We start from the raw sequence: 19,708 nt of genomic DNA on the forward strand, positions 1-19,708 counted from the left end.
GCCAAACAGGGAGCGGTTCAGAAGGGTGCGGTTCAAACAGGTTGCGCGACCGGGCGGGACCTGGCCGGTGACCCGATACGCTGAAGGCGATCCCAGAAGCTTTCCAAGGACGGTCCAGACACGTGTTCGAGACGCTCTCCGACCGGTTGACGACGGTCTTCTCGTCGCTGCGCAGCAAGGGCCGGCTCTCCGAGGCCGACATCAACGCGACGGCCCGCGAGATCCGCATCGCGCTGCTTGAGGCCGACGTCGCGCTCCCCGTGGTCAAGGACTTCATCGCACAGATCAAGGAGCGGGCACGGGGCGAGGAGGTCTCGCAGGCCCTCAATCCAGCCCAGCAGGTCGTCAAGATCGTCAACGACGAGCTGATCAACATCCTCGGCGGCGAGACGCGCCGGATCCGGTTCGCCAAGAATCCCCCCACCGTGATCATGCTGGCGGGCCTGCAAGGCGCCGGTAAGACCACCCTGGCGGGCAAGCTGGCGCGGTGGCTGAAGTCCGAGGGCCACGCGCCGATGCTCGTGGCCGCCGACCTGCAGCGCCCGAACGCCGTCCAGCAGCTCCAGGTCGTCGGCGAGCGCGCCGGGGTCCCGGTGTTCGCGCCCGAGCCCGGCAGCGGCGTCGGCGACCCGGTGGACGTCGCCCGCCACTCCATCGACCAGGCCAAACACGCCCAGCACGACGTCGTCGTCATCGACACCGCGGGCCGGCTCGGCATCGACGCCGAGATGATGCAGCAGGCCATCGACATCCGTGACGCCGTTCGTCCGGACGATGTGCTGTTCGTCGTGGACGCCATGGTCGGCCAGGACGCCGTCAACACCGCCCAGGCGTTCATGGACGGCGTCGGCTTCGACGGCGTCGTCCTGACCAAGCTCGACGGCGACGCCCGCGGCGGCGCGGCGCTCTCGGTCCGGCACATCACCGGCTGCCCGATCATGTTCGCCTCGACCGGGGAGAAACTGGAGGACTTCAGCGTCTTCCACCCGGACCGCATGGCGGGCCGCATCCTCGACATGGGTGACATCCTCACCCTGATCGAGCAGGCCGAGCAGGCGTTCGACGCCGAGCAGGCCGAGAAGATGACCAGCAAGTTCGCCTCGGGCGAGGACTTCACCCTCGAGGACTTCCTCGAGCAGATGATGATGATCCGCAAGCTCGGGCCGATCGGCAACCTGCTCGGGATGATGCCCGGGATGGGGCAGGTCCGCGATCAGATCAGCCAGATCGATGACAAGGACCTCGACCGCGTCGCCGCTATCATCCGCTCGATGACCCCGCAGGAGCGCGCCCAGCCGAAGATCATCAACGGCTCCCGGCGGGCCCGCATCGCGGGCGGCTCCGGCGTCAGCGTCGGCGAGGTCAGCAGCCTGGTCACCCGGTTCTTCGACGCGCAGAAGATGATGCGCCAGATGGCCGGCGGCATGGGACTGCCCGGCATGCCCGGCGGCGGCCGCCGCAAGTCCGCCAAAGCCGCGAAGGCCAAGAACAAGAAGGGCAAGCAGCGCAGCGGCGACCCGCGCAAGCGCGGCCGGCGCCCCGAAGAGCAGCCCGCGGCGGACGGCGCCCCCCAGGGCCTCCCACCGGGCCTCGGCGGCGGCCAGGGCGGCCTTCCGCCCGGTCTCGGTGGGCAACTGCCCCCCGGCTTCCAGATGCCCGACCTGAACAAGCTTCAGGGCCGCAAGAAGAAGTAGGACCCGACGCTGCGTCGATCCGCCGGACACGCAGAGAAGTCGCCGCGTGTCATCGCACGATTGCGCTTTTCTCTGGTTCGTCTGGCAGAATGATTGGCTGGAAACCCCGGAAGCGCCAGGCGCCCTCTCTCGTCCTCGGCGGCCGGAGTCCATCGAGCGGCCGTGAGCCGGTGTTCCCCACCTGGCGCGGGCCGCTCACCCTGTAATGAAGTCTGGAGTACACCACACCCGTGGCAGTCAAGATCAAGCTCAAGCGTCTGGGGAAGATCCGGAACCCGCAGTACCGGGTCGTCGTGGCCGACGCGCGCACCAAGCGCGATGGTCGGGCCATCGAGGAGATCGGGCTCTATCAGCCCAAGCAGGAGCCGTCGCTCATCCAGATCGACTCCGAGCGCGCGCAGTACTGGCTCGGCGTCGGCGCGCAGCCGACCGAGCCCGTCCTCAACCTCCTGAAGATCACCGGCGACTGGCAGAAGTTCAAGGGCGAGCCGGGCGCCGAGGGCACTCTGAAGGTCGCCGAGCCCAAGGCCGACAAGAAGTCGGTGTTCGAGGCCGCAGTCAAGGAGTCGCTGGGCGACGACGTGGCCCCCGGTGCCGCCACCCGGGGCAAGAAGAAGGCCGAGCCGAAGAAGTCCGAGGCCAAGGCCACCGAGACAACCGAAGTCAAGAGCGAGGGCTGACGTGCTCGAAGAAGCGCTCGAGCACCTGGTCCGCGGGATCGTGGAGAACCCGGACGACGTCCGGGTCCGCGCCCGCCGGATCAGGGGTGGCCGGGTCCTGGAGGTGCGCGTGCACCCCGAGGACCTCGGCAAGGTCATCGGCCGAAGCGGTCGCACCGCCAAGGCCCTGCGCACCGTGATCAGCGCCCTCTCCGGGGGCCGTTACGTGCGCGTGGACCTGCTCGACGTCAACGAGGTCCGCTGAGTGACCCCCCGGCATTCCGTATGCCGGGGGCCTCTCGGCTCCCGTAGGCGCGTCCGGGTCCCTGATCCGGCCCACGCCCCGGGCGGGCCGCATCAGGCGTCCACGCCCCGATGCGGCGTTCTGGACCGCGCCATCCCGGGAAGCACCTCCCGGGATGGCGGCCCCGTACCCCGCGCTCGCTCCGTCCCACGGCCTTTTCGGGCGGCCGCCCCCACCCCGCTCACCGCGCCGTTCACCCCCGCAACCGGCGAGGCAAGGTCGCCTGTCGTCGAGCGGGCCACTGACGAACTCGCTCTCCGGGGGTGGCCTGCTTGTCAATCTCTGAACCGGGTGCACCAAGCACCAGGACTCCTTCCCAGGTCACGCGGTGCCGTCAAGGTCCGAGCGGACAGGACTCGTAGGGATTCAGCACGATGCGGCGTATGCAGGACGGAACGATCCTGATGAGTGAGAAGCTCGTCGTCGGGCGGGTCGGCCGGCCGCACGGGATCCGTGGTGAGGTCACCATCGACGTCCGCACCGACGAACCCGACGCGCGGTTCACCCCCGGCACCGCGATCGCCACCGACCCCGCCGACGCGGGGCCGATCGTGATCGAGCGTGCCCGCTGGCACTCGGGGCGCCTGCTCCTGCACTTCGCCGGGATCGATGATCGCGACGCCGCCGAGGGCCTGCGCGGCACCTGGCTCGTCGTCGAGGAGGACGACATTCCCTCGTCCTCCGACCCGGACGACTTTCACGACCAGGAGCTGATCGGCCTCGCCGTGGTCACCGCGGACGGGACCGACGTCGGCCGGGTCGCCGAAGTCCTCCACCACGGACAGGACCTCCTCGTCGTGCGCGGGGCCGGAGGCGAGACGCTGATCCCCTTCGTGGCCGCGCTCGTCCCCGAGGTGGACGTCCCCGGCGGCCGGCTGGTCATCGATCCACCCCCCGGCCTGCTCGACGAATCATGAACATCGACATCCTCACGATCTTCCCCGAGTACTTCGCGCCCCTGGATGTCTCGCTCCTGGGCAAGGCCAGGCGGAACGGGCTCCTGGCCGTTCAGGTCCACGATCTGCGTGAATGGACGCACGACCGGCACCGGACCGTCGATGACACCCCCTATGGCGGGGGTCCCGGAATGGTGATGAAACCCGAACCTTGGGGTGAGGCTCTTGACACCATTGCGCCACCCGGGTCCGCCTCGCGACTGATCATCCCCACACCCAGCGGACGTCCGTTCACCCAGGCCCTCGCGGTCGAGTACGCCGCTGAACCGAGGCTGCTGTTCGCCTGCGGACGCTACGAGGGGATCGACTCCCGCGTCGCCGACGAGGTCAGGACCCGGATGCCCGTGGACGAGATCAGCCTCGGGGACTTCGTCCTCGCCGGCGGCGAGGTCGCCGTGCTGGTCATGGTCGAGGCCATCGGGCGTCTCCTGCCCGGCGTCCTCGGCAACGCCGACTCGGTCGCCGACGACTCGTTCGCCCCCGGGGCCATGGAGTCGCTTCTGGAGGGCCCCGTCTACACAAAGCCCCCGGTCTGGCGCGATCGGCCCGTCCCGGACGTCCTGCTCTCGGGGCACCACGGCGCCATCGCCCGCTGGCGTCGCGACGAGGCCTTGCGGCGCACCGCCCGGAACCGCCCCGAACTTTTGGAGCGCCTGGACGCCGGCTCCCTCGACGGACACGACCGGGACGTCCTCCGCGAGGCCGGTTTTCCGGTTGACGGCGAAGGTATGGCAAACTAGAGCGTCCGTGCGTTCAGATCGCGCGGTACCCACAGACCACTTCCCGCGGCGCGACGCCCCCACGAAGGATCCACCGGGGCCTCTCGATGCCCGCGTTCGACCATGAGGAACCGCTGCGATGCACACCCTGATCCAGGAGATCGAGAAGGCCGCGATGCGCGCCGACGTCCCGGACTTCCGTCCGGGCGACACGCTGAAGGTGCACGTCCGCGTCACCGAAGGCAACCGGAGCCGTATCCAGGTCTTCCAGGGCGTGGTGATCCGGCGGCAGGGCGGCGGCGCCCGCGAGACCTTCACCGTCCGCAAGGTCAGCTACAGCGTCGGTGTCGAGCGGACCTTCCCGCTCAACAGTCCCTCGATCGACAAGATCGAGGTCGTCACCCGCGGCGACGTTCGCCGCGCCAAGCTGTACTACCTGCGCAACCTTCGCGGTAAGGCCGCGCGCATCAAGGAGAAGCGCGACTTCTGACCCCATGTCTCCGCAACGCCCCGGGAACCGATCGCGGCCACCGGGGCGTTGCCCGTTTCGGTGGAGGGTGACCGGCATGGTCCCCGGCGACACGCTTACGGGCGGGGCTCCCCGGTCCCCGGCGCCGCTAGGCTTTCGCTCTGATGACTGACGAGGACGATCGGAGAGACGTGCGATCCGAAGCCGAGGGCGCGGTGCCCGAAGATGAGCAGACCGTGACCTCCGCCGAGGAGACGGCCGACGACGGCTCTCCCGACGAGGGCAAGCGAAAAAAGAAGCCGGGCTCGTTCTGGAAAGAACTCCCCGTCCTCATCGTGGTCGCCGTCGTCCTGGCCCTGGTCATCAAGGCTTTCGCCGTCCAGGCGTTCTACATCCCGTCCGGCTCCATGGAGAACACCCTCCAGGTCGGCGACCGCGTCCTGGTCAACAAGATCGTCTACCACACCCGCGACATCGCGCGCGGCGACGTCGTGGTCTTCAACGGCCTCGACTCATGGGACCCCGAGACCCAGGTCAAGGAGCCCGGCAACCCGATCTCCAAGGCCCTGCACGCGGTCGGCAGCGCCTTTGGCGTCGCTCCCAACGAGAAGGACTACATCAAGCGGGTCATCGGCATCCCCGGTGACCACGTCAAGTGCTGCGACGCCCAAGGCCGCGTCACCGTCAACGGTGTCCCGCTGGACGAGAAGTCCTACCTGTACACCGACCCGATCACGCACGAGCAGAACAAACCGTCCAACGACCCGTTCGATGTCACCGTGAAGCCCGGCCAACTCTGGGTCATGGGCGACCACCGGGAACTGTCCTATGACTCCCGCTCTCATCGCGGTGACCCGGGCGGGGGCACCATTCCCACCGACCGTGTCATCGGCCGCGCGTTCGTGATCGTCTGGCCCCTGAACCGCCTGGACACTCTCCCGATCCCTGGCACCTTCAAACAGGCCGCCTTCAAGGCCACGGCCCTGGCGCTCCCCGTCACCCCCCTTGCCCTGGGTCTGGCAGGCGCATTCCCCGTCACCTACCTGATGCGCCGCCGCCGACTCAAATAGCCGCCAAGCCCCATCCAGGAGCAGACGCGCCCCCACGTGGGCGCGTGTTAACCCTTCAGCTCCGTTCCAGCGCTCTTCAACCTGCCCCGCCCAAACAATGGCGGCGCCGGCGCATCAAGTCTTTTCGGCTCGGTGACCCCCTCTTCAACGGGTGCGCTTGTCGGGCCTCTCGGGCGTGATCATTGACATGTCGGAGATGGCGGCATTCGGGAACGGCGAGGGGGTCCGGCGACGTACGCTGCGGAGCATGAAGGGTCGTCCACTCCGCTTCACGCCGCGCCGTGACGCCGGGCTGCACGCCTACGAGCGTGCCCTGGAGCATGCTGGGTTCAGTCGCGTCGCCGGCGTTGACGAGGCAGGGCGGGGCGCGTGCGCCGGGCCCATGGTGGTCGGCGCGGTGATCTTGCAAGGAGGGCGCGGCAAGATCGAGGGACTCACCGACTCCAAGCTCCTCACCCCGGCACGGCGCGAGGAGTTGTACGCCGAGATCACCGAACGCGCTCGCGCATGGAGCGCCGTCGTGATCCCGTGCTACGACATCGACCGGATCGGACTTCACCGTTGCAACATCACCGGGATGCGGCGGGCCCTGGCCGCCTTGGACGAGCGACCCACGTACGTGCTGAGCGACGGGTTCCCGGTGCCTGGGCTGGAGGTCCCCGCCCTTGCGATGATCAAAGGCGACCAGGTCGCGGCCTGCGTAGCCGCCGCGTCCATCGTCGCGAAGGTCACGCGGGACCGCATCATGGTGGAGCTTCACGATCGGTATCCCGCCTATGGCTTCGACGTCCATAAGGGTTATGTGACCCGCGCGCACGGTGCGGCGCTGAACGAACACGGACCGTGTGCAGAGCATCGCTTCTCCTACGTCAATGTCGGACGTGCCTTGCGTAACAATGGAGAGGTGGCCCTGGGGGAGGGAACCGAAGGGGAGGTCCCCGGCGAGGGCCGTACGGAAGGGGCACGAGCGTGAGCGCCGAGGATCTCGAGAAGTACGAGACCGAGATGGAGCTGCAGCTCTATCGCGAGTACCGCGATGTCGTCGGGCTTTTCACCTACGTCGTCGAGACCGAGCGCAGGTTCTACCTCACCAACTCGGTCGACCTCCAGGTGCGCAGCGCTGACAACGGTGAGATCTACTTCGAGGTCACGATGCAGGACGCCTGGGTCTGGGACATGTACCGCCCTGCCCGCTTCGTCAAGAACGTGCGTGTCGTGACGTTCAAGGACGTCAACGTCGAAGAACTCGCCAAGAGTGACTTCGAACTCCCCTCGGAGCAATAGAACCCACTCTTCCCCCTTCAGCCGTGTGTTTCGCGAGGACGACGGCCTTGCCATCAGCTCTGGCACGCCTCCTCCTCTGGGATGTCGCGTGTGCTGATCATCGGGGTGCTCTGGCCTGCTTGGTCAGGCGCCAGCCTGCGGGGGAGCGCTCTATGAAGCCGGAAGCCGCCAGGAGCCCGAGCTTGGCGTTGACGGTGGCAAGGTCGACGCCGGCCGTGGCGGCCAGCTGAGCCGGACCCGATGAGCCACGGGCGGGGATGGCCTCCAGGACCGAGCGGGTGACCTCCTCCAGCCGGTCACGGGGGAGGACGGGAGTGTGCGGGGGCGGCGCGAGGTCGGTGCCGATGAGCCCCACGGCTTCGATGATCTCTTCGGGGCGTGTGACCAGGATGGTGCCCTCCTCGCGGAGCAGCTTGTGGGAGCCGACCGATGTGCGGGACGTGATCGGGCCTGGGACGGCCATGACGACGCGGGCGAGTTTGCGGGCCCAGGACGCGGTGTTCAGCGCTCCGCTGCGGGCTTCGGCCTCCACGATGAGACTTCCTCGGGAGAGTGCGGCGATCACGCGGTTGCGCACCAGGAAGCGAAGCCGGTTCGGAGCGGCGCCCGGGGGAGATTCGCTGACCAGGAGTGAGCGTCGGGCCATTTCGGCGAACAGGCCCCCGTTGGAGGCCGGGTAGGGGACGTCGACGCCGTTGGCGAGGATCGCGATGGTGGGACCGTCGGCCGCCAGGGCGCCGCGGTGCGCAGCCGCGTCGATGCCCAAGGCGCCGCCTGAGATCACCGTCCAGCCCTGGTCCGCCAGATCGGCCGCGAGGTCGCAGGCCGCGCGCAGGCCGTAGGGGGACGCGGCGCGGGATCCGACGATGGCGACCGAACGCAGGCACCCGTACCGCAGGTCGCCGGGGCCGCGAAGCCACAGCGCGTAGGGCCGGTGGTCGGCGAGGTCGTCGAGTGTGGTGGGCCATTCCGGATCTCCGGGACAGATGAGGCGACCGCCGAACTGGTCGCAGACGGCCAGGTTCTGGTCGGGGTCGGAGGTGGCGAGCCTGATCCGCCAGTGGTCGAGGCGCTGGAACTCCTTGGCGGTGACGTGCAGGCCGTCCGGGAGCCGACCGGTGCGGATGGTTTCGATGGCCTGTTCGGCTTCCGAGTGAGCGATGATGCGATTCAGCAGGGCATCGCCCGGCTCCGCGATGGCGGTGAGCGCCGCGCGGGCGGCCCGTTCGGCGTTCATGGGCGGGACCACAGCGCGAGCGCGCCGCCGATGTCGTCCGCGTTGGGTTCGTCATGACCGGAGAGGTCCGCGATGGTCCAGGCGACGCGGAGGATGCGGTCGAGACCGCGTGCGCTGAGGCTGCCTCTCAGGAGCGCCTCGTCGGCCGCGTGCATCGCGTCGGGCCCGGGGGTGAAGCGGCGGCGCATCTCCGGCCCGGGGATCTCGGAGTTGGAGCGCCACGGGGTGCCGGCCAGGCGTTTGAGAGTTCTCTCCCGGGCCAGCAGGACCCGCTCGGCGACCACCGTGCTGGATTCGGCGAACTCCAGGTCGTACCGGAGTTCGGCCCTGCTGGCCGGGGTCAGTTCGAGCTTGAGGTCGATCCGGTCGATGAGCGGACCGGAGATCTGCGAGGTGTACTTGCGGCGGAGTCCCGGGGCGCAGGAACAGTCGACCTGTTTGGCCGCCGCGCAGGGGCACGGGTTGGCGGCGAGCACGAGGGTGAAGCGGGCGGGGAAGGTGGAAGTGCCTTCCGCTCGCGAGATCCGTACCTCGCCTTCCTCAAGGGGCTGCCGGAGGGCGTCGAGCGTCCCATGCTGGAACTCCGGCGCCTCGTCCAGGAAGAGGATCCCGCGGTGCGCCAGCGAGACGGCGCCCGGCTGGAGCATGCGGCCGGAACCGCCGCCGACCATCGAGGCGCGCGTGGCCGTGTGGTGCGGCGCGTAGAACGGCGGCTGAACGATCAGGGGTTGGCCTGGCGGGAGGGTTCCCGCGACGGAGTGGATCGCGGTGACCTCCAGGGCCGTGTCGGGCTCCAGGGGCGGCATCAGCGTCGGCAGCCGCTCAGCCAGCATCGTCTTCCCGCAGCCCGGGGGGCCGGAGAAGTACAGGTGGTGTCCGCCCGCCGCGCTGATCTCCAGCGCTCGTCGGGCCTCGGCCTGGCCTCGGACGTCGGCCAGATCGAGGTCTTTCCGTTTGTCGGGCCGCCGGAGGGCCAGACCGTCTGCGAGAGCGGCGGGGACATCGGGTTCTTCGTCGTCGAGTGGTGGCGGCTCGTCGCGCAGCAGGCACAGGAGCGCGTGGAGGCTGCCCGCCGAGATCACCTCCACTCCCGGGACGAGTTCGGCTTCGGCGGAGTTCGCTCGCGGCACGACGACCGTCCGGCAACCGGCGTTGGCGGCCGCGAGGACGGAGGGCAGGACACCGGAGATCGGGCGGAACCGACCGTCGAGCCCGAGTTCGCCGATCAACACGAGCCCCGCGCAGGACCGGGGCGGAATGGCCTCTGCCGCGGCGAGCAATGCCACCGCGATGGCCACGTCGAAGGTCGACCCCTTCTTCGGCAGGCTCGCGGGGCAGAGCGACACCGTGACGTGTCTGTTGGGCCAATCCTCTCCCGAATTGAAGATGGCCGCGCGGACGCGGTCGCGCGCCTCGCTGAGGGCGGTGTCGGGCAGGCCGACCAGGTGCAGACCGGGTACGCCGCTTGTGATGGCGGCTTCCACGTCCACGACGAAGCCGTCCACTCCGACCAGGGACACCGAGCGGGTCTTGGCGAGCGTCATTCAGCACACCTCCCGCATGTGGTCGACCGAGAAGCCGTCGCCCTCGGCGACCAGGCCGAGCACGTCGATCCGGACGAGCGTGCCGCTGACGCCGTGGGCCGCCGCCCACCGCCAAGCGAGCCGCCTTAACCGTGTCGCCTTGATCGGGGTGATCGCGTCGAGTGGGTCGCCGAACCGGGCGGAACTGCGCGTCTTCACCTCGCAGGCGACGTGTGCCACGCCGTCGTGGGCGACGATGTCGAGCTCGCCTTCGGGACACCGCCAGTTGCGGTCGAGGATCCTCCAGCCGAGCCTTGCGAGGTATGCGGCTGCGGCGTCCTCACCGCGTCGGCCGAGGTTGATGTGGGTCTTCATGTGTCCTCACCTCCGATCTCCGACGGTGCCGGAGCCGTGGACACCCCGGAAGTAGAACGTCGTTCTGTGGAAAAGTCGAAGATCATTAGTGCGAATCGGTGTAATCAGGCGCCGGGTGCTTGCTTCGGCACGGTGGTTGCCGCAGCGTGGCGGCTGTGAGCAACCCCTTGGAGGAGGCCGTCGTGGAGTTCGGCCGCCATCTGCGCGCCGAACGCGACGTGTCCCCGCACACCCTGCGGGCGTACCTGGGTGATCTGAACGACCTGTGCGCCTATGCCGGCAGCGTCGGCCTGGTCGAGCCGCGGGAACTGGACGTCTCCCTGCTACGCGCCTGGCTCGCCCGTCAGCATGCCCTCGGCCGTTCCCGTGCGACTCTGGCCCGCCGTACGGCGGCAGTGCGGACGTTCACCCGCCATCTGCATCGACGCGGCCTTCTGGCGAGCGATCCGGGGCTGCTTCTAGGGACGCCGAAGCGCACACGGGATCTACCTGGGGTGCTCACCCAGAACGACGCTGCTCGGCTTCTGGACGATTTGGACGCTCAAGGCCCGATGGGTCTTCGGGACTTGGCGGTGCTTGAGGTGCTCTACGGCACCGGCGTCCGTGTCAGTGAACTCTGCGGGCTGGATATCGATGACCTGGACACGAGCCGCCGTACTGTCCGCGTGGTCGGCAAGGGGGACAGGGAACGTACTGTCCCCGTGGGGGACCCCGCCGTCCGCGCCGTCCAGGATTGGCTGCGGGCAGGACGGCCCGCCCTGGCGAACGGGGAAAGCGGACCGGCCCTCTTTCTCGGCGCTCGCGGGGGCCGCCTGCACGCAACGAGTGCCCGAAGGATCGTCCACGCCCGGATCGCCGAGGTCGGCGAAGTGCCCGACCTGAGCCCGCACGGCCTCCGGCACAGCGCGGCGACCCACCTGCTGGAGGGCGGAGCGGATCTGCGGAGCGTTCAGGAGATCCTCGGTCACGCCTCCCTGCAGACCACCCAGCTCTACACACACGTATCAGCTGAGCGGCTCAAGCAAGTCCACCGTCAAGCCCACCCTCGTGGTGTCCAGGACTCCGGATCGGACTGACACCGGATCGGGCTGACACCGCGCCGCCGGAGAGCGGTGATGGAAGCGCTATCAAGCTCCCCTGAGTTAAGGGGTGCGGCGCAGACGGCGTTCCCGCGCCAGGTCTATGACACCTGGTGGTGGACGATGCGGGCGTCGCGGGACGGAGCGGGTTCGGATGCGGCGCCAAGCGAAGGCGATGCTGCCGGCGAGGGCGAGGCCGGTGAGGGCACCGCCCGTCGCGGTCGTAGCGTTCCGGAGGCTCATCTGCGGTTCTGGGCGGGGCAGCCGAGCGGGTGCCGGGTGCGGAGACGGCGGGGGCGATGACCAGAAGGGGAGCAGGCGGACCTGGCGTCTGACTAGGTTGAGTGGGTCCAGGTAGAGGCGCGCCTGGAGAAGACCCCAGTGCAGGCAGGCTGTGCGGCAGTGGAACGGGCCATTCTCCAGCTCACCGATTCGAGCGCCGGCGCGTACCGAACGCCCGACGCGGACGCCGGGATGGACGGGAAGATAGGTCGTGCGCAGGGGACCGTGCGTGATCGCGATGACGCCCTGCCCTGCGATACGTCCGGCGTATGAGATCTGGCCCGCGCCGGCTGCGCGCACGAGTTGCCCGGGACGCGCGGCAAGATCAACCCCACGATGCCCGGCGGCCCATGGAACGGGCGGCGGTGAGAAGGCGCGTAGGACCCGAGGGGCGGGCGGCCCTAAGGGCCAGCGCCAAGCGACCGATTCAGGCGACGGCGAGCCTGTGACGGGCGAGGGGAGGTGCAGGCCCGGTGCGGGTGCGTTCAGATCCGGCGTGTGTTGGTTCGAATCATGTGAATGTGTGTTCAACCACGGCACCGGCTTGTTCAGGGTGGGTCTTTGCGTGTTCAGGCTCGGTGCGGGTGCGTTCAGATCCGGCTCGTTTGTGTTCGAAGCGGGCGCCCGCACGTTCAAGGCGTGGGCCGTCGAGGGCGCCGGATCGAGTGTTCCGGCAGGCTCCAGCGTGGGTGATCCTGTAGCCATGACGCAGGTGAGCAGGAGTGTGAGCAGGGTCATGTCCCGCAGCCTGCCCGGTGCGGATGCGGCCCGTCGAGGAGGTCCGCGAACTGTGGATAACTGCCGGGACCGTTGATTCCCGGCGGCGTCCGAGCCCTGATAATCTGTAGTCGTGCCCGAAAGGACACCGGCCAGGCCAGGCCGTTGCTGATCCCCCGGTTCGGTGGGTGAGGCGAGAAGCCGTTCCTCGTGAGCGGAAGAGCCGGATCCGGGAAAGTCTCCGGATCACAGCCGCCAGGGGGAGCCCGGCGGCTGATTTCACGCGTCCGCATGCCACCGCAGACATGGTGGGGCGCTGTCCCTCGGTCCGTCGCCCATGGCGACGGTGGGGCGGAGCCCGGGCGCAGGCAGACAACCAAATGTGGCCCGTCAGGGCCAGAGAAGGAGAGCACGGGCAATGGCACCCGTCGTCACCATGCGGCAGCTCCTGGAGAGCGGCGTCCACTTCGGCCACCAGACCCGCCGGTGGAACCCGAAGATGAAGCGCTTCATCCTCACCGAGCGCAACGGCATCTACATCATCGACCTGCAGCAGTCGCTGTCCTACATCGACCGCGCCTTCGAGTTCGTCAAGGCGACCGTCGCGCACGGCGGCACGATCCTGTTCGTCGGTACCAAGAAGCAGGCCCAGGAATCCATCGCCGAGCAGGCCACCCGGGTCGGCATGCCCTACGTGAACCAGCGCTGGCTGGGCGGCATGCTCACCAACTTCTCCACCGTCCACAAGCGGCTCACCCGGCTCAAGGAGCTGGAGGAGATCAACTACGACGACGTGGCCGGTTCCGGGATGACCAAGAAGGAACTGCTCGGCCTGCGCCGTGAGAAGGACAAGCTGGAGCGCACCCTCGGCGGTATCCGCGACATGGCGAAGGTTCCGAGCGCCATCTGGATCGTGGACACCAAGAAGGAGCACATCGCGGTCAACGAGGCCAAGAAGCTCGGCATCCCGGTCGTCGCGATCCTGGACACCAACTGCGACCCCGACGAGGTCGACTACCCCGTCCCCGGCAACGACGACGCCATCCGCAGTGTCAGCCTGCTGACGCGCGTGGTGGCCGACTCCGTCGCCGACGGGCTCATCGCCCGCGCCGGCGCGGCCTCCGGCGGGGACGAGAAGCCCGCCGAGGGCGCCGCCTCCGGTGCCGCCGAGCCGCTGGCCGAGTGGGAGCGGGACCTGCTTGAGGGCAAGCCCGCCGAGGAGGCCGCGGCTCCGGCCGAAGCCCCCGCCGACGAGGCCGCGACCCCGGCCGAGGCTCCGGCCGAGGCTCCCGTTGAGGCCCCTGCCGCCGAGAGCGCAGACGCCGAGCCCGCTGAGCCCGCTGAGCAGGCCGAGCCGGTCGCGGAGGTCGCCGCCGAGGCGGGTTCCGAGGCGAAGGCCGAGTCCGAGCAGGCTTGATCCCCCCGGTCCCGGCGGCCCCGCGAGGGACGCCGGGACCGTTGCGGGTCGTACGACCAACGACGAGAGAAGCGAAGAGAGCGATGGCTAACTTCACCGCCGCGGACGTCAAGCGGCTTCGCGAACTGACCGGCTCCGGCATGATGGCCGTAAAGAACGCCCTGACCGAGGCGGACGGCGACTTCGAGAAGGCCACGGAGCTGCTGCGCCTCAAGGGCGCCAAGGACGTCGGCAAGCGGGCCGAGCGGACCGCGGCGAACGGCCTGGTCGCCGAGCACTTCGAGAACTCCGGTGACGGCGCGCTGCTGGAGCTCAACTGCGAGACCGACTTCGTCGCCAAGAACTCCCAGTTCATCGAGCTGGCCGACCGCCTGGTCACCTTCGCCGCGGCCAGCGGCGTCACGGACGCGCCGGCCTTGCTCGGGGCCGAGATCGAGCCGGGCAAGACCGTCCAGGCCCTGATCGAGGAGCACAGCGCCACGATCGGCGAGAAGCTGGAACTGCGTCGTTTCGCCCACTTCCAGGGTGCCTACGTGGCCAGCTACCTGCACAAGTCCGACCCGTCGCTGCCGCCGACCACCGGTGTCCTGGTCGAGCTGGACGCCGAGAACGCCGTGGTCGCCAAGGACGTCGCCCAGCAGATCGCGGCGATGGCGCCCAAGTACCTCACCCGCGAGGAGATCCCCGCCGAGGCGATCGAGAAGGAGCGGGCGCTGGCCGAGCAGCTCACCCGCGACGAGGGGAAGCCCGAGCAGGCCATCCCCAAGATCGTCGAGGGCCGGGTGAACGCCTACTTCCGCGACTTCGTGCTGGTGGAGCAGGCATTCGTCAAGGACAACAAGAAGACGATCGCGAAGGTCCTGGACGAGGCCGGCGTGAAGGTCGTTCGCTTCGCCCGGTTCAAGGTCGGGCAGGCGTAGGGGCACTCTGGAGACAGAGACCCGAGATTCGCGACGCAACGAGGAGGCCGCCGACGTGCCGGAGAAGACGACCACTAGCGCGACGGCGGCCTCGTCGTCCGAACCGCATGAGCATGAGCAGCACGCGCCTCGTGCGGGCTGGAAGCGGGTGCTGCTGAAGCTCTCGGGCGAAGCCTTCGCCGGACGCGACCCCCTCGGCATCGACCCCGAGGTCGTGCAGCACGTGGCGGAGGCCATCTCCGAGGCCGTTCGGGACGGCGTGCAGGTGGCGGTCGTGTGCGGCGGCGGCAACATGTTCCGCGGGGCCCAACTCGCCGCGCGCGGCATGGACCGGGGCCGTGGCGACTACATGGGGATGATCGGCACGGTCATCAACTGTCTGGCCCTCCAGGACTTCCTGGAGAAGCTCGGGATGGACACCCGGGTCCAGACGGCCATCACCATGAGCCAGGTCGCAGAGCCGTACATCCCCCGGCGTGCCATCAGGCACCTGGAGAAGGGCCGTGTGGTCATCTTCGGCGCGGGGCTCGGCCAGCCGTTCTTCTCCACCGACACCACCGCCGCTCAGCGCGCGCTGGAGATCGGCGCGGAGGCCGTTCTGAAGGCCACTCAGGTGGACGGGGTCTACGATGCCGATCCTCGAAAGAATCCAGACGCGGTCAAGTTCGACCGTTTGGATTACGGTGAAGTCCTACAGCGGGGACTGAAGGTCATGGACGCCACGGCCATCAGCCTCTGCATGGACAACGCGCTCCCCATCGTGGTCTTCGACCTCATGGGGCAGGGCAACATCGTCCGGGCCGTCCGGGGTGAGAAGATCGGCACGCTGGTCAGCCCGGCTGAGGGCTGACCGCAGCCCCGGGCCACAGTGCGCGAGCGTGGCGCGTGACCGCAGTGTGGAACCGCAGTGACCAGGGCCGACCAGATGACATGGGAGTCGCAGTGATCGACGAGACGCTCCTCGAAGCCGAGGAGAAGATGGAGAAGGCGGTCACGGTCGCCAAGGAGGACTTCCAGGCCATCCGTACCGGACGGGTCACCCCCGCCATGTTCAACAAGATCACGGCGGAGTACTACGGCACGCCGACACCGATCAACCAGCTCGCCTCGTTCACCTTGCCGGAGCCGCGGATGGTCATCGTCCAGGTTTTCGACAAGTCGTCCATGCAGGCCGTGGAGAAGGCGATCCGCGAGAGCGACCTCGGCGTGAACCCGACCAACGACGGCAACGTCATCCGGGTGGTCTTCCCCGACCTGTCGGAGGAGCGCCGCAAGGAGTTCATCAAGGTCGCGGGCAGCAAGGCCGAGGACAGCAAGATCTCCATCCGTAACGTCCGCCGGCGTGCCAAGGACACCCTCGACAAGCTCGCCAAGGACGGTGAGGTGGGCGAGGACGAGGTCCGGCGCGCCGAGAAGGAGCTCGACGACACCACGCACCGGTACGTGGCGCAGATCGACGAGCTCCTGGAGCACAAGAAGGCCGAACTGCTCGAGGTTTGATGAGACTCGACGACGCCGGGGAGCCCGCCGGCTCCCCGGACGAGCCGGCGACCGGAGTTTCCGGTCTGCCGACGGGTGAGGTCGCGGCCTCGCTCTCCGGTGACGCGCCGGGCGCCTTCTCCGGGAGTTCCACGTCCGCGGGTGTTCCGCCCGCGGACGGGCAGTCCGGCGCGACCGCGTCCGGGGGCAAAGGCCCGGGCAAGGCCGGTCGCAACCTTCCGATCGCCATCGGCGTGGGCGGTGCCCTCGGGGCCCTGGTGCTGCTGTCGCTCTACACGGTCAAGGAGATCTTCCTTGGCGTGATGGTGGTCTTCCTGTTCCTCGGCATGCGCGAGTTGACGGACGCGTTCAAGAGCCGAGACATACGGGTGCCGTTCATCCCCCTTGCCACGGGCATGGTCGCCACTCCGGTCGTGGCGTACGTGTGGGGTTCGACGGCGATCGTCGCGGCCGTTTCGCTCACCGTGCTGGCGCTGCTCATGACGCGGATGACCGAAGGCTCCGACGGGTATGTCCGGGACGTCGCCGCAGGGGCGTTCGTCGCGGGCTACCTGGTCCTGATGGGCGGGATCGTCGCGCTGCTCATGCGTCCGGGCGACGGCGACCACCGGATCGTCATCTTCATCGCGACGACCGTGGCCAGTGACATCGGGGGCTACTTCGCCGGGTCGTTCCTCGGCAAGCACAAGATGGCCCCGACGATCAGCCCGAAGAAGACCTGGGAGGGCTTCACAGGATCCGCCGTCACCTGCATGCTCGTCGGCGGCTGGCTCGTGTGGTGGCTACTGGACGGTGGTCAGGTCTGGCAAGGCGTGGTGGTCGGCCTCGCCGTCGTCGTCACCGCGACCGTCGGCGACCTCATCGAATCCATGATCAAGCGGGATCTCGGCATCAAGGACATGGGGACCCTCCTGCCCGGCCATGGTGGCGTGATGGACCGCCTCGACTCGCTGGTGGCGACGGCTCCGGTCGTCTGGCTGCTGCTAGAGCTCTTCGTCCCCAGCTAGGCTTCGCGGTCCCTGAACCGCTGCGTCCTTGACTGAACCGCTGCGTCCCTGGCGCGGGCAAGGCCGGGCTAGGAGACGACCCAGGAACGGCCCTGTTGCGCGAGGCGCCGTACCAGCGCGTCCGAGCCCTCGCTCTTGGCGAAACGGTGCTCCTCGCCGGTGATGGGGACGAGCCATAGCCATCGCACCGGGTCGCCATGGATGGACAACCCGGTCAGGGCGGGGGCAGGTGGGCCGGCAAGCCGGCCGGGGTCGTCCAGGAGCAGGACGCCCTCCCAGACGATCTCACCGGTGCTAAGGGGGAACGTGCGGGCCTCGTGGTACCACTTGACCACGTCCCCAGGCGCGAACCACGTCACCGACCGCCACGGGTACTGCGCGAGCCAGGGGAAGATGCTGCCCGCGCGCTGGCTCGGCAGGGTGCTCGCCACGGCTAGCTCGATCCTGGCGTAGGGAGCGACGTCGTCCTCGTACAGCTCCACCGTGGGCATCCGCTGGCGGCTCATGCCGACGGTGCTGAGCACGGTGAAGTCACGGTCGCCGCGTAGGGGTCGTTCCGACACGCCCACCGTCGGGGCCACGCTCGGCCTTCCGCCCGCCAGTTGGCGTCCTACGTCGTGCCAGTAGTGGCCACCTGGTCCGAGCCTTTGCAGCAGGTGACCGAGGACGGATTGTTGGAATTCGGCCCACGATCCGTCAGCACGGCACGTCTTCCAGTGCTCGCGCGCGCGGTCGATCCTTGGGCCGAAGTCCTCGATCTCGTCGGCCAGAGGGAAGGCGAAGGGGCTCTGTTCCGTCGCGTCGCGGCCGTAGCCGGGGATCCCGCGCCCCATGTCCGACCAACCGGGGATGACGAACAGCGGATCCCCTGCCTCAAGGACGGCCACGCCGTCGCCTTCTTCGAACCACACGACCTCTAGGGCGGCGGTGTCCAGCGCCTTGCGTCCCTCTGGGTGCCTGACGTGGGACTCTGGCAGAAGCGGTGCGCTGCCCGCGTTCAGGCGTGACTGGTCCAGTTCGGCAGGAGCCTTGTGGTGGTTGGCTACCCAGACCGCTCCGACCACCGAGTCGCGGGCGTCCTTGAGGTAGGCCGCGGTGACGTCCCCATCGGTCTCGATGATGAGCCTACGGCTGCCGTAGGGGCTGGCCTCGGCGTGGACGACAGTGGCGGCGGGGCTCCGGGGGGATGCGGCGCCCCTGCGCAATACCGACATGATCGGCACCTTAGTCGCAGACAAGGTCATGTGCAGGGATGTCGTGTCTCGCTTATGTCCCGGCTGGGAATCGGGGCGGTACCGTGGGCGGACGAGGCATGGCCGGGTGTTTGCGACACTGTAAGGACCATGTCTGCGACCACCGGCCCCACGAGGACCCCGGCGAAGCTCGTCTTCGCCGCTCCACGCCGCGGCAAGCCACCGCGCCATCTCGCCGACCTCACCTCCGCCGAGCGGCGCGAGGCGGTCGCCGCGCTCGGCGAGAGGCCGTTCCGGGCCGATCAGCTGTCACGGCACTACTTCGCCCGGCTGATCGACGACCCGGCCGAGATGACCGACCTCCCCGCCGCCGTCCGCGATCGTCTCGTCGCGGAGCTGCTGCCCTCGCTTCTCACACCCGTACGCCAGCTGGACTGCGACGATGGCAGGACGCTGAAGACGGTCTGGAAGGCGTTCGACGGCGTCCTGTTCGAGTCGGTGCTGATGCGCTACCCGGACCGCGCGACGATGTGCGTCTCGTCCCAAGCGGGTTGCGGCATGAACTGCCCTTTCTGCGCGACCGGTCAGGCGGGGCTTACTCGCAACCTTTCCGCTGCCGAGATCGTCGAGCAGGTCGCGGCCGGCGCGCGCGCTCTGGCTCGTGGACGGATTCCAGGCGGACCTGGACGCGTCTCCAACATCGTCTTCATGGGCATGGGCGAGCCGTTGGCCAACTACAAGGCCGTGATCGGTGCCGTACGGCGCATCACGGATCCGGCACCGGCGGGCCTGGGGATCTCCCAGCGATCCGTCACCGTCTCCACGGTGGGGCTCGTCCCGGCGATGGAGAAGCTCGCCGCCGAGGACATGTCCGTCCGGCTGGCCGTCTCCCTGCACGCCCCCGATGACGAGCTTCGCGACGAGCTGGTACCGGTCAACAACCGGTGGAAGGTCGCGGAGGTGCTCGACGCCGCCTGGGCGTACGCGGACCGCAGCGGGCGCCGCGTCTCGATCGAGTACGCCCTGATCAAAGACGTCAACGATCAGGCGTGGCGGGCCGATCTCCTCGGGAAGCTCTTGCGCGGTCATCTCGTACACGTCAATCTGATCCCGTTGAACCCGACGCCGGGTTCCAAGTGGACCGCCTCGCGACCCGAGGACGAGCGGGAGTTCGTCCGGCGCCTTGAGGCCCACGGGGTCCCGGTCACGGTGCGCGACACTCGGGGCAGGGAGATCGACGGGGCCTGCGGGCAGCTGGCCGCGGCGACCAAGGACTGAGTGCGCCGGCGGGCGTGTTCCTCGC

21 protein-coding genes are annotated in these 19,708 nt (G+C 68.8%); 16 read left to right on the forward strand and 5 right to left on the reverse strand.

Annotation, left to right across the window (positions count from 1 at the left end; all coding sequences use genetic code 11):
• Nucleotides 1-122: 122 nt before the first annotated feature.
• The 9 genes from ffh (at nt 123) to AMA02S_RS23580 (ending at nt 7,155) form a co-directional block, all read left to right on the forward strand.
• Complete coding sequence (gene ffh, locus AMA02S_RS23540; RefSeq protein WP_067461559.1) at nt 123-1,694, forward strand: signal recognition particle protein; 1,572 nt, start codon at nt 123-125, stop codon at nt 1,692-1,694.
• A gap of 230 nt (nt 1,695-1,924) precedes the next feature.
• Nucleotides 1,925-2,374 carry a 30S ribosomal protein S16 gene (rpsP, locus tag AMA02S_RS23545; protein ID WP_067461560.1) on the forward strand — a complete coding sequence of 150 codons (450 nt, stop codon included), beginning with the start codon at nt 1,925-1,927 and terminating at the stop codon, nt 2,372-2,374.
• 1 nt (nt 2,375) lies between these two features.
• Nucleotides 2,376-2,618, forward strand: coding sequence for an RNA-binding protein (locus AMA02S_RS23550; protein WP_021598307.1), 243 nt, complete (start codon nt 2,376-2,378; stop codon nt 2,616-2,618).
• 422 nt (nt 2,619-3,040) lie between these two features.
• Nucleotides 3,041-3,574 carry a ribosome maturation factor RimM gene (rimM, locus tag AMA02S_RS23555; RefSeq protein WP_245667764.1) on the forward strand — a complete coding sequence of 178 codons (534 nt, stop codon included), beginning with the start codon at nt 3,041-3,043 and terminating at the stop codon, nt 3,572-3,574.
• Nucleotides 3,571-4,353: a tRNA (guanosine(37)-N1)-methyltransferase TrmD gene (gene trmD, locus AMA02S_RS23560; protein WP_067461561.1), complete on the forward strand. Its 783-nt coding sequence runs from the start codon at nt 3,571-3,573 to the stop codon at nt 4,351-4,353. Before rimM ends, trmD begins: the two co-directional genes overlap by 4 nt.
• Before the next feature lie 118 nt (nt 4,354-4,471).
• Complete coding sequence (gene rplS, locus AMA02S_RS23565; RefSeq protein ID WP_067461562.1) at nt 4,472-4,822, forward strand: 50S ribosomal protein L19; 351 nt, start codon at nt 4,472-4,474, stop codon at nt 4,820-4,822.
• Nucleotides 4,823-4,992: 170 nt separating this feature from the next.
• On the forward strand, nt 4,993-5,871 hold the full coding sequence (lepB, locus tag AMA02S_RS23570) for a signal peptidase I (RefSeq protein WP_067461563.1): 879 nt from the start codon (nt 4,993-4,995) through the stop codon (nt 5,869-5,871).
• A gap of 247 nt (nt 5,872-6,118) precedes the next feature.
• Nucleotides 6,119-6,844, forward strand: a complete 726-nt coding sequence (locus AMA02S_RS23575; protein WP_067461638.1) for a ribonuclease HII — start codon at nt 6,119-6,121, stop codon at nt 6,842-6,844.
• Complete coding sequence (locus AMA02S_RS23580; protein ID WP_067461564.1) at nt 6,841-7,155, forward strand: DUF2469 domain-containing protein; 315 nt, start codon at nt 6,841-6,843, stop codon at nt 7,153-7,155. Before AMA02S_RS23575 ends, AMA02S_RS23580 begins: the two co-directional genes overlap by 4 nt.
• A 97-nt stretch (nt 7,156-7,252) precedes the next feature.
• Here the strand turns inward: AMA02S_RS23580 and dprA are convergent, their stop codons facing one another.
• Genes dprA through AMA02S_RS23595 form a run of 3 tightly spaced genes read right to left on the reverse strand, consistent with a single transcriptional unit; the run spans nt 7,253 to nt 10,290 of the window.
• The gene (gene dprA, locus AMA02S_RS23585) at nt 7,253-8,392 is read right to left on the reverse strand and encodes a DNA-processing protein DprA (protein WP_067461639.1); all 1,140 of its coding nucleotides are present in this window, start codon (nt 8,390-8,392) and stop codon (nt 7,253-7,255) included.
• Nucleotides 8,389-9,936, reverse strand: a complete 1,548-nt coding sequence (locus AMA02S_RS23590; RefSeq protein ID WP_067461565.1) for a YifB family Mg chelatase-like AAA ATPase — start codon at nt 9,934-9,936, stop codon at nt 8,389-8,391. The genes dprA and AMA02S_RS23590 overlap by 4 nt, the downstream gene beginning before the upstream one ends.
• Nucleotides 9,937-10,290 carry a YraN family protein gene (locus AMA02S_RS23595; protein WP_067461566.1) on the reverse strand — a complete coding sequence of 118 codons (354 nt, stop codon included), beginning with the start codon at nt 10,288-10,290 and terminating at the stop codon, nt 9,937-9,939. It lies immediately after the preceding gene.
• A 155-nt stretch (nt 10,291-10,445) separates the two neighbouring features.
• On the opposite strand from AMA02S_RS23595, the gene AMA02S_RS23600 reads away from it, so the two are divergent.
• Nucleotides 10,446-11,366, forward strand: a complete 921-nt coding sequence (locus tag AMA02S_RS23600; RefSeq protein ID WP_245667770.1) for a tyrosine recombinase XerC — start codon at nt 10,446-10,448, stop codon at nt 11,364-11,366.
• 66 nt (nt 11,367-11,432) lie between these two features.
• Here the strand turns inward: AMA02S_RS23600 and AMA02S_RS45090 are convergent, their stop codons facing one another.
• Nucleotides 11,433-12,389 (reverse strand): peptidoglycan DD-metalloendopeptidase family protein, encoded by a 957-nt coding sequence (locus AMA02S_RS45090; RefSeq protein WP_369688401.1) that lies wholly within the window; start codon nt 12,387-12,389, stop codon nt 11,433-11,435.
• A 397-nt stretch (nt 12,390-12,786) separates the two neighbouring features.
• On the opposite strand from AMA02S_RS45090, the gene rpsB reads away from it, so the two are divergent.
• The 5 genes from rpsB (at nt 12,787) to AMA02S_RS23625 (ending at nt 17,212) form a co-directional block, all read left to right on the forward strand.
• On the forward strand, nt 12,787-13,785 hold the full coding sequence (gene rpsB, locus AMA02S_RS23605) for a 30S ribosomal protein S2 (protein ID WP_067461568.1): 999 nt from the start codon (nt 12,787-12,789) through the stop codon (nt 13,783-13,785).
• Nucleotides 13,786-13,868: 83 nt separating this feature from the next.
• The gene (gene tsf / locus AMA02S_RS23610; RefSeq protein WP_067461569.1) at nt 13,869-14,705 is read left to right on the forward strand and encodes a translation elongation factor Ts; all 837 of its coding nucleotides are present in this window, start codon (nt 13,869-13,871) and stop codon (nt 14,703-14,705) included.
• 55 nt (nt 14,706-14,760) lie between these two features.
• The gene (pyrH, locus tag AMA02S_RS23615) at nt 14,761-15,555 is read left to right on the forward strand and encodes a UMP kinase (protein ID WP_067461570.1); all 795 of its coding nucleotides are present in this window, start codon (nt 14,761-14,763) and stop codon (nt 15,553-15,555) included.
• A gap of 92 nt (nt 15,556-15,647) precedes the next feature.
• Nucleotides 15,648-16,205 carry a ribosome recycling factor gene (gene frr, locus AMA02S_RS23620; RefSeq protein WP_067461571.1) on the forward strand — a complete coding sequence of 186 codons (558 nt, stop codon included), beginning with the start codon at nt 15,648-15,650 and terminating at the stop codon, nt 16,203-16,205.
• The gene (locus AMA02S_RS23625) at nt 16,205-17,212 is read left to right on the forward strand and encodes a phosphatidate cytidylyltransferase (protein WP_084265519.1); all 1,008 of its coding nucleotides are present in this window, start codon (nt 16,205-16,207) and stop codon (nt 17,210-17,212) included. The genes frr and AMA02S_RS23625 overlap by 1 nt, the downstream gene beginning before the upstream one ends.
• A 68-nt stretch (nt 17,213-17,280) precedes the next feature.
• Here AMA02S_RS23625 and AMA02S_RS23630 read toward each other — a convergent pair whose 3' ends face one another.
• Nucleotides 17,281-18,426 carry a suppressor of fused domain protein gene (locus AMA02S_RS23630; RefSeq protein ID WP_067461641.1) on the reverse strand — a complete coding sequence of 382 codons (1,146 nt, stop codon included), beginning with the start codon at nt 18,424-18,426 and terminating at the stop codon, nt 17,281-17,283.
• A gap of 129 nt (nt 18,427-18,555) precedes the next feature.
• On the opposite strand from AMA02S_RS23630, the gene rlmN reads away from it, so the two are divergent.
• Nucleotides 18,556-19,683 carry a dual-specificity RNA methyltransferase RlmN gene (rlmN, locus tag AMA02S_RS23635; protein WP_067461572.1) on the forward strand — a complete coding sequence of 376 codons (1,128 nt, stop codon included), beginning with the start codon at nt 18,556-18,558 and terminating at the stop codon, nt 19,681-19,683.
• Nucleotides 19,684-19,708: the final 25 nt, after the last annotated feature.

The sequence above is a fragment of the Actinomadura macra NBRC 14102 genome (assembly GCF_001552215.1).
GTDB classification, from domain to species: Bacteria; Actinomycetota; Actinomycetes; order Streptosporangiales; family Streptosporangiaceae; genus Spirillospora; species Spirillospora macra.

Bases quoted from the DNA above. Each gene is read 5' to 3' on its own strand.
- rplS (WP_067461562.1), top strand. From the start codon at position 4,472: ATGCACACCCTGATCCAGGAGATCGAGAAGGCCGCGATGCGCGCCGAC.
- dprA (WP_067461639.1), bottom strand. From the start codon at position 8,392: ATGAACGCCGAACGGGCCGCCCGCGCGGCGCTCACCGCCATCGCGGAG.
- tsf (WP_067461569.1), top strand. From the start codon at position 13,869: ATGGCTAACTTCACCGCCGCGGACGTCAAGCGGCTTCGCGAACTGACC.
- rlmN (WP_067461572.1), top strand. From the start codon at position 18,556: ATGTCTGCGACCACCGGCCCCACGAGGACCCCGGCGAAGCTCGTCTTC.
- rimM (WP_245667764.1), top strand. From the start codon at position 3,041: ATGCAGGACGGAACGATCCTGATGAGTGAGAAGCTCGTCGTCGGGCGG.
- AMA02S_RS23625 (WP_084265519.1), top strand. From the start codon at position 16,205: ATGAGACTCGACGACGCCGGGGAGCCCGCCGGCTCCCCGGACGAGCCG.
- AMA02S_RS23595 (WP_067461566.1), bottom strand. From the start codon at position 10,290: ATGAAGACCCACATCAACCTCGGCCGACGCGGTGAGGACGCCGCAGCC.
- AMA02S_RS23630 (WP_067461641.1), bottom strand. From the start codon at position 18,426: ATGTCGGTATTGCGCAGGGGCGCCGCATCCCCCCGGAGCCCCGCCGCC.
- AMA02S_RS23590 (WP_067461565.1), bottom strand. From the start codon at position 9,936: ATGACGCTCGCCAAGACCCGCTCGGTGTCCCTGGTCGGAGTGGACGGC.
- trmD (WP_067461561.1), top strand. From the start codon at position 3,571: ATGAACATCGACATCCTCACGATCTTCCCCGAGTACTTCGCGCCCCTG.
- AMA02S_RS45090 (WP_369688401.1), bottom strand. From the start codon at position 12,389: ATGACCCTGCTCACACTCCTGCTCACCTGCGTCATGGCTACAGGATCA.
- rpsB (WP_067461568.1), top strand. From the start codon at position 12,787: ATGGCACCCGTCGTCACCATGCGGCAGCTCCTGGAGAGCGGCGTCCAC.
- AMA02S_RS23575 (WP_067461638.1), top strand. From the start codon at position 6,119: ATGAAGGGTCGTCCACTCCGCTTCACGCCGCGCCGTGACGCCGGGCTG.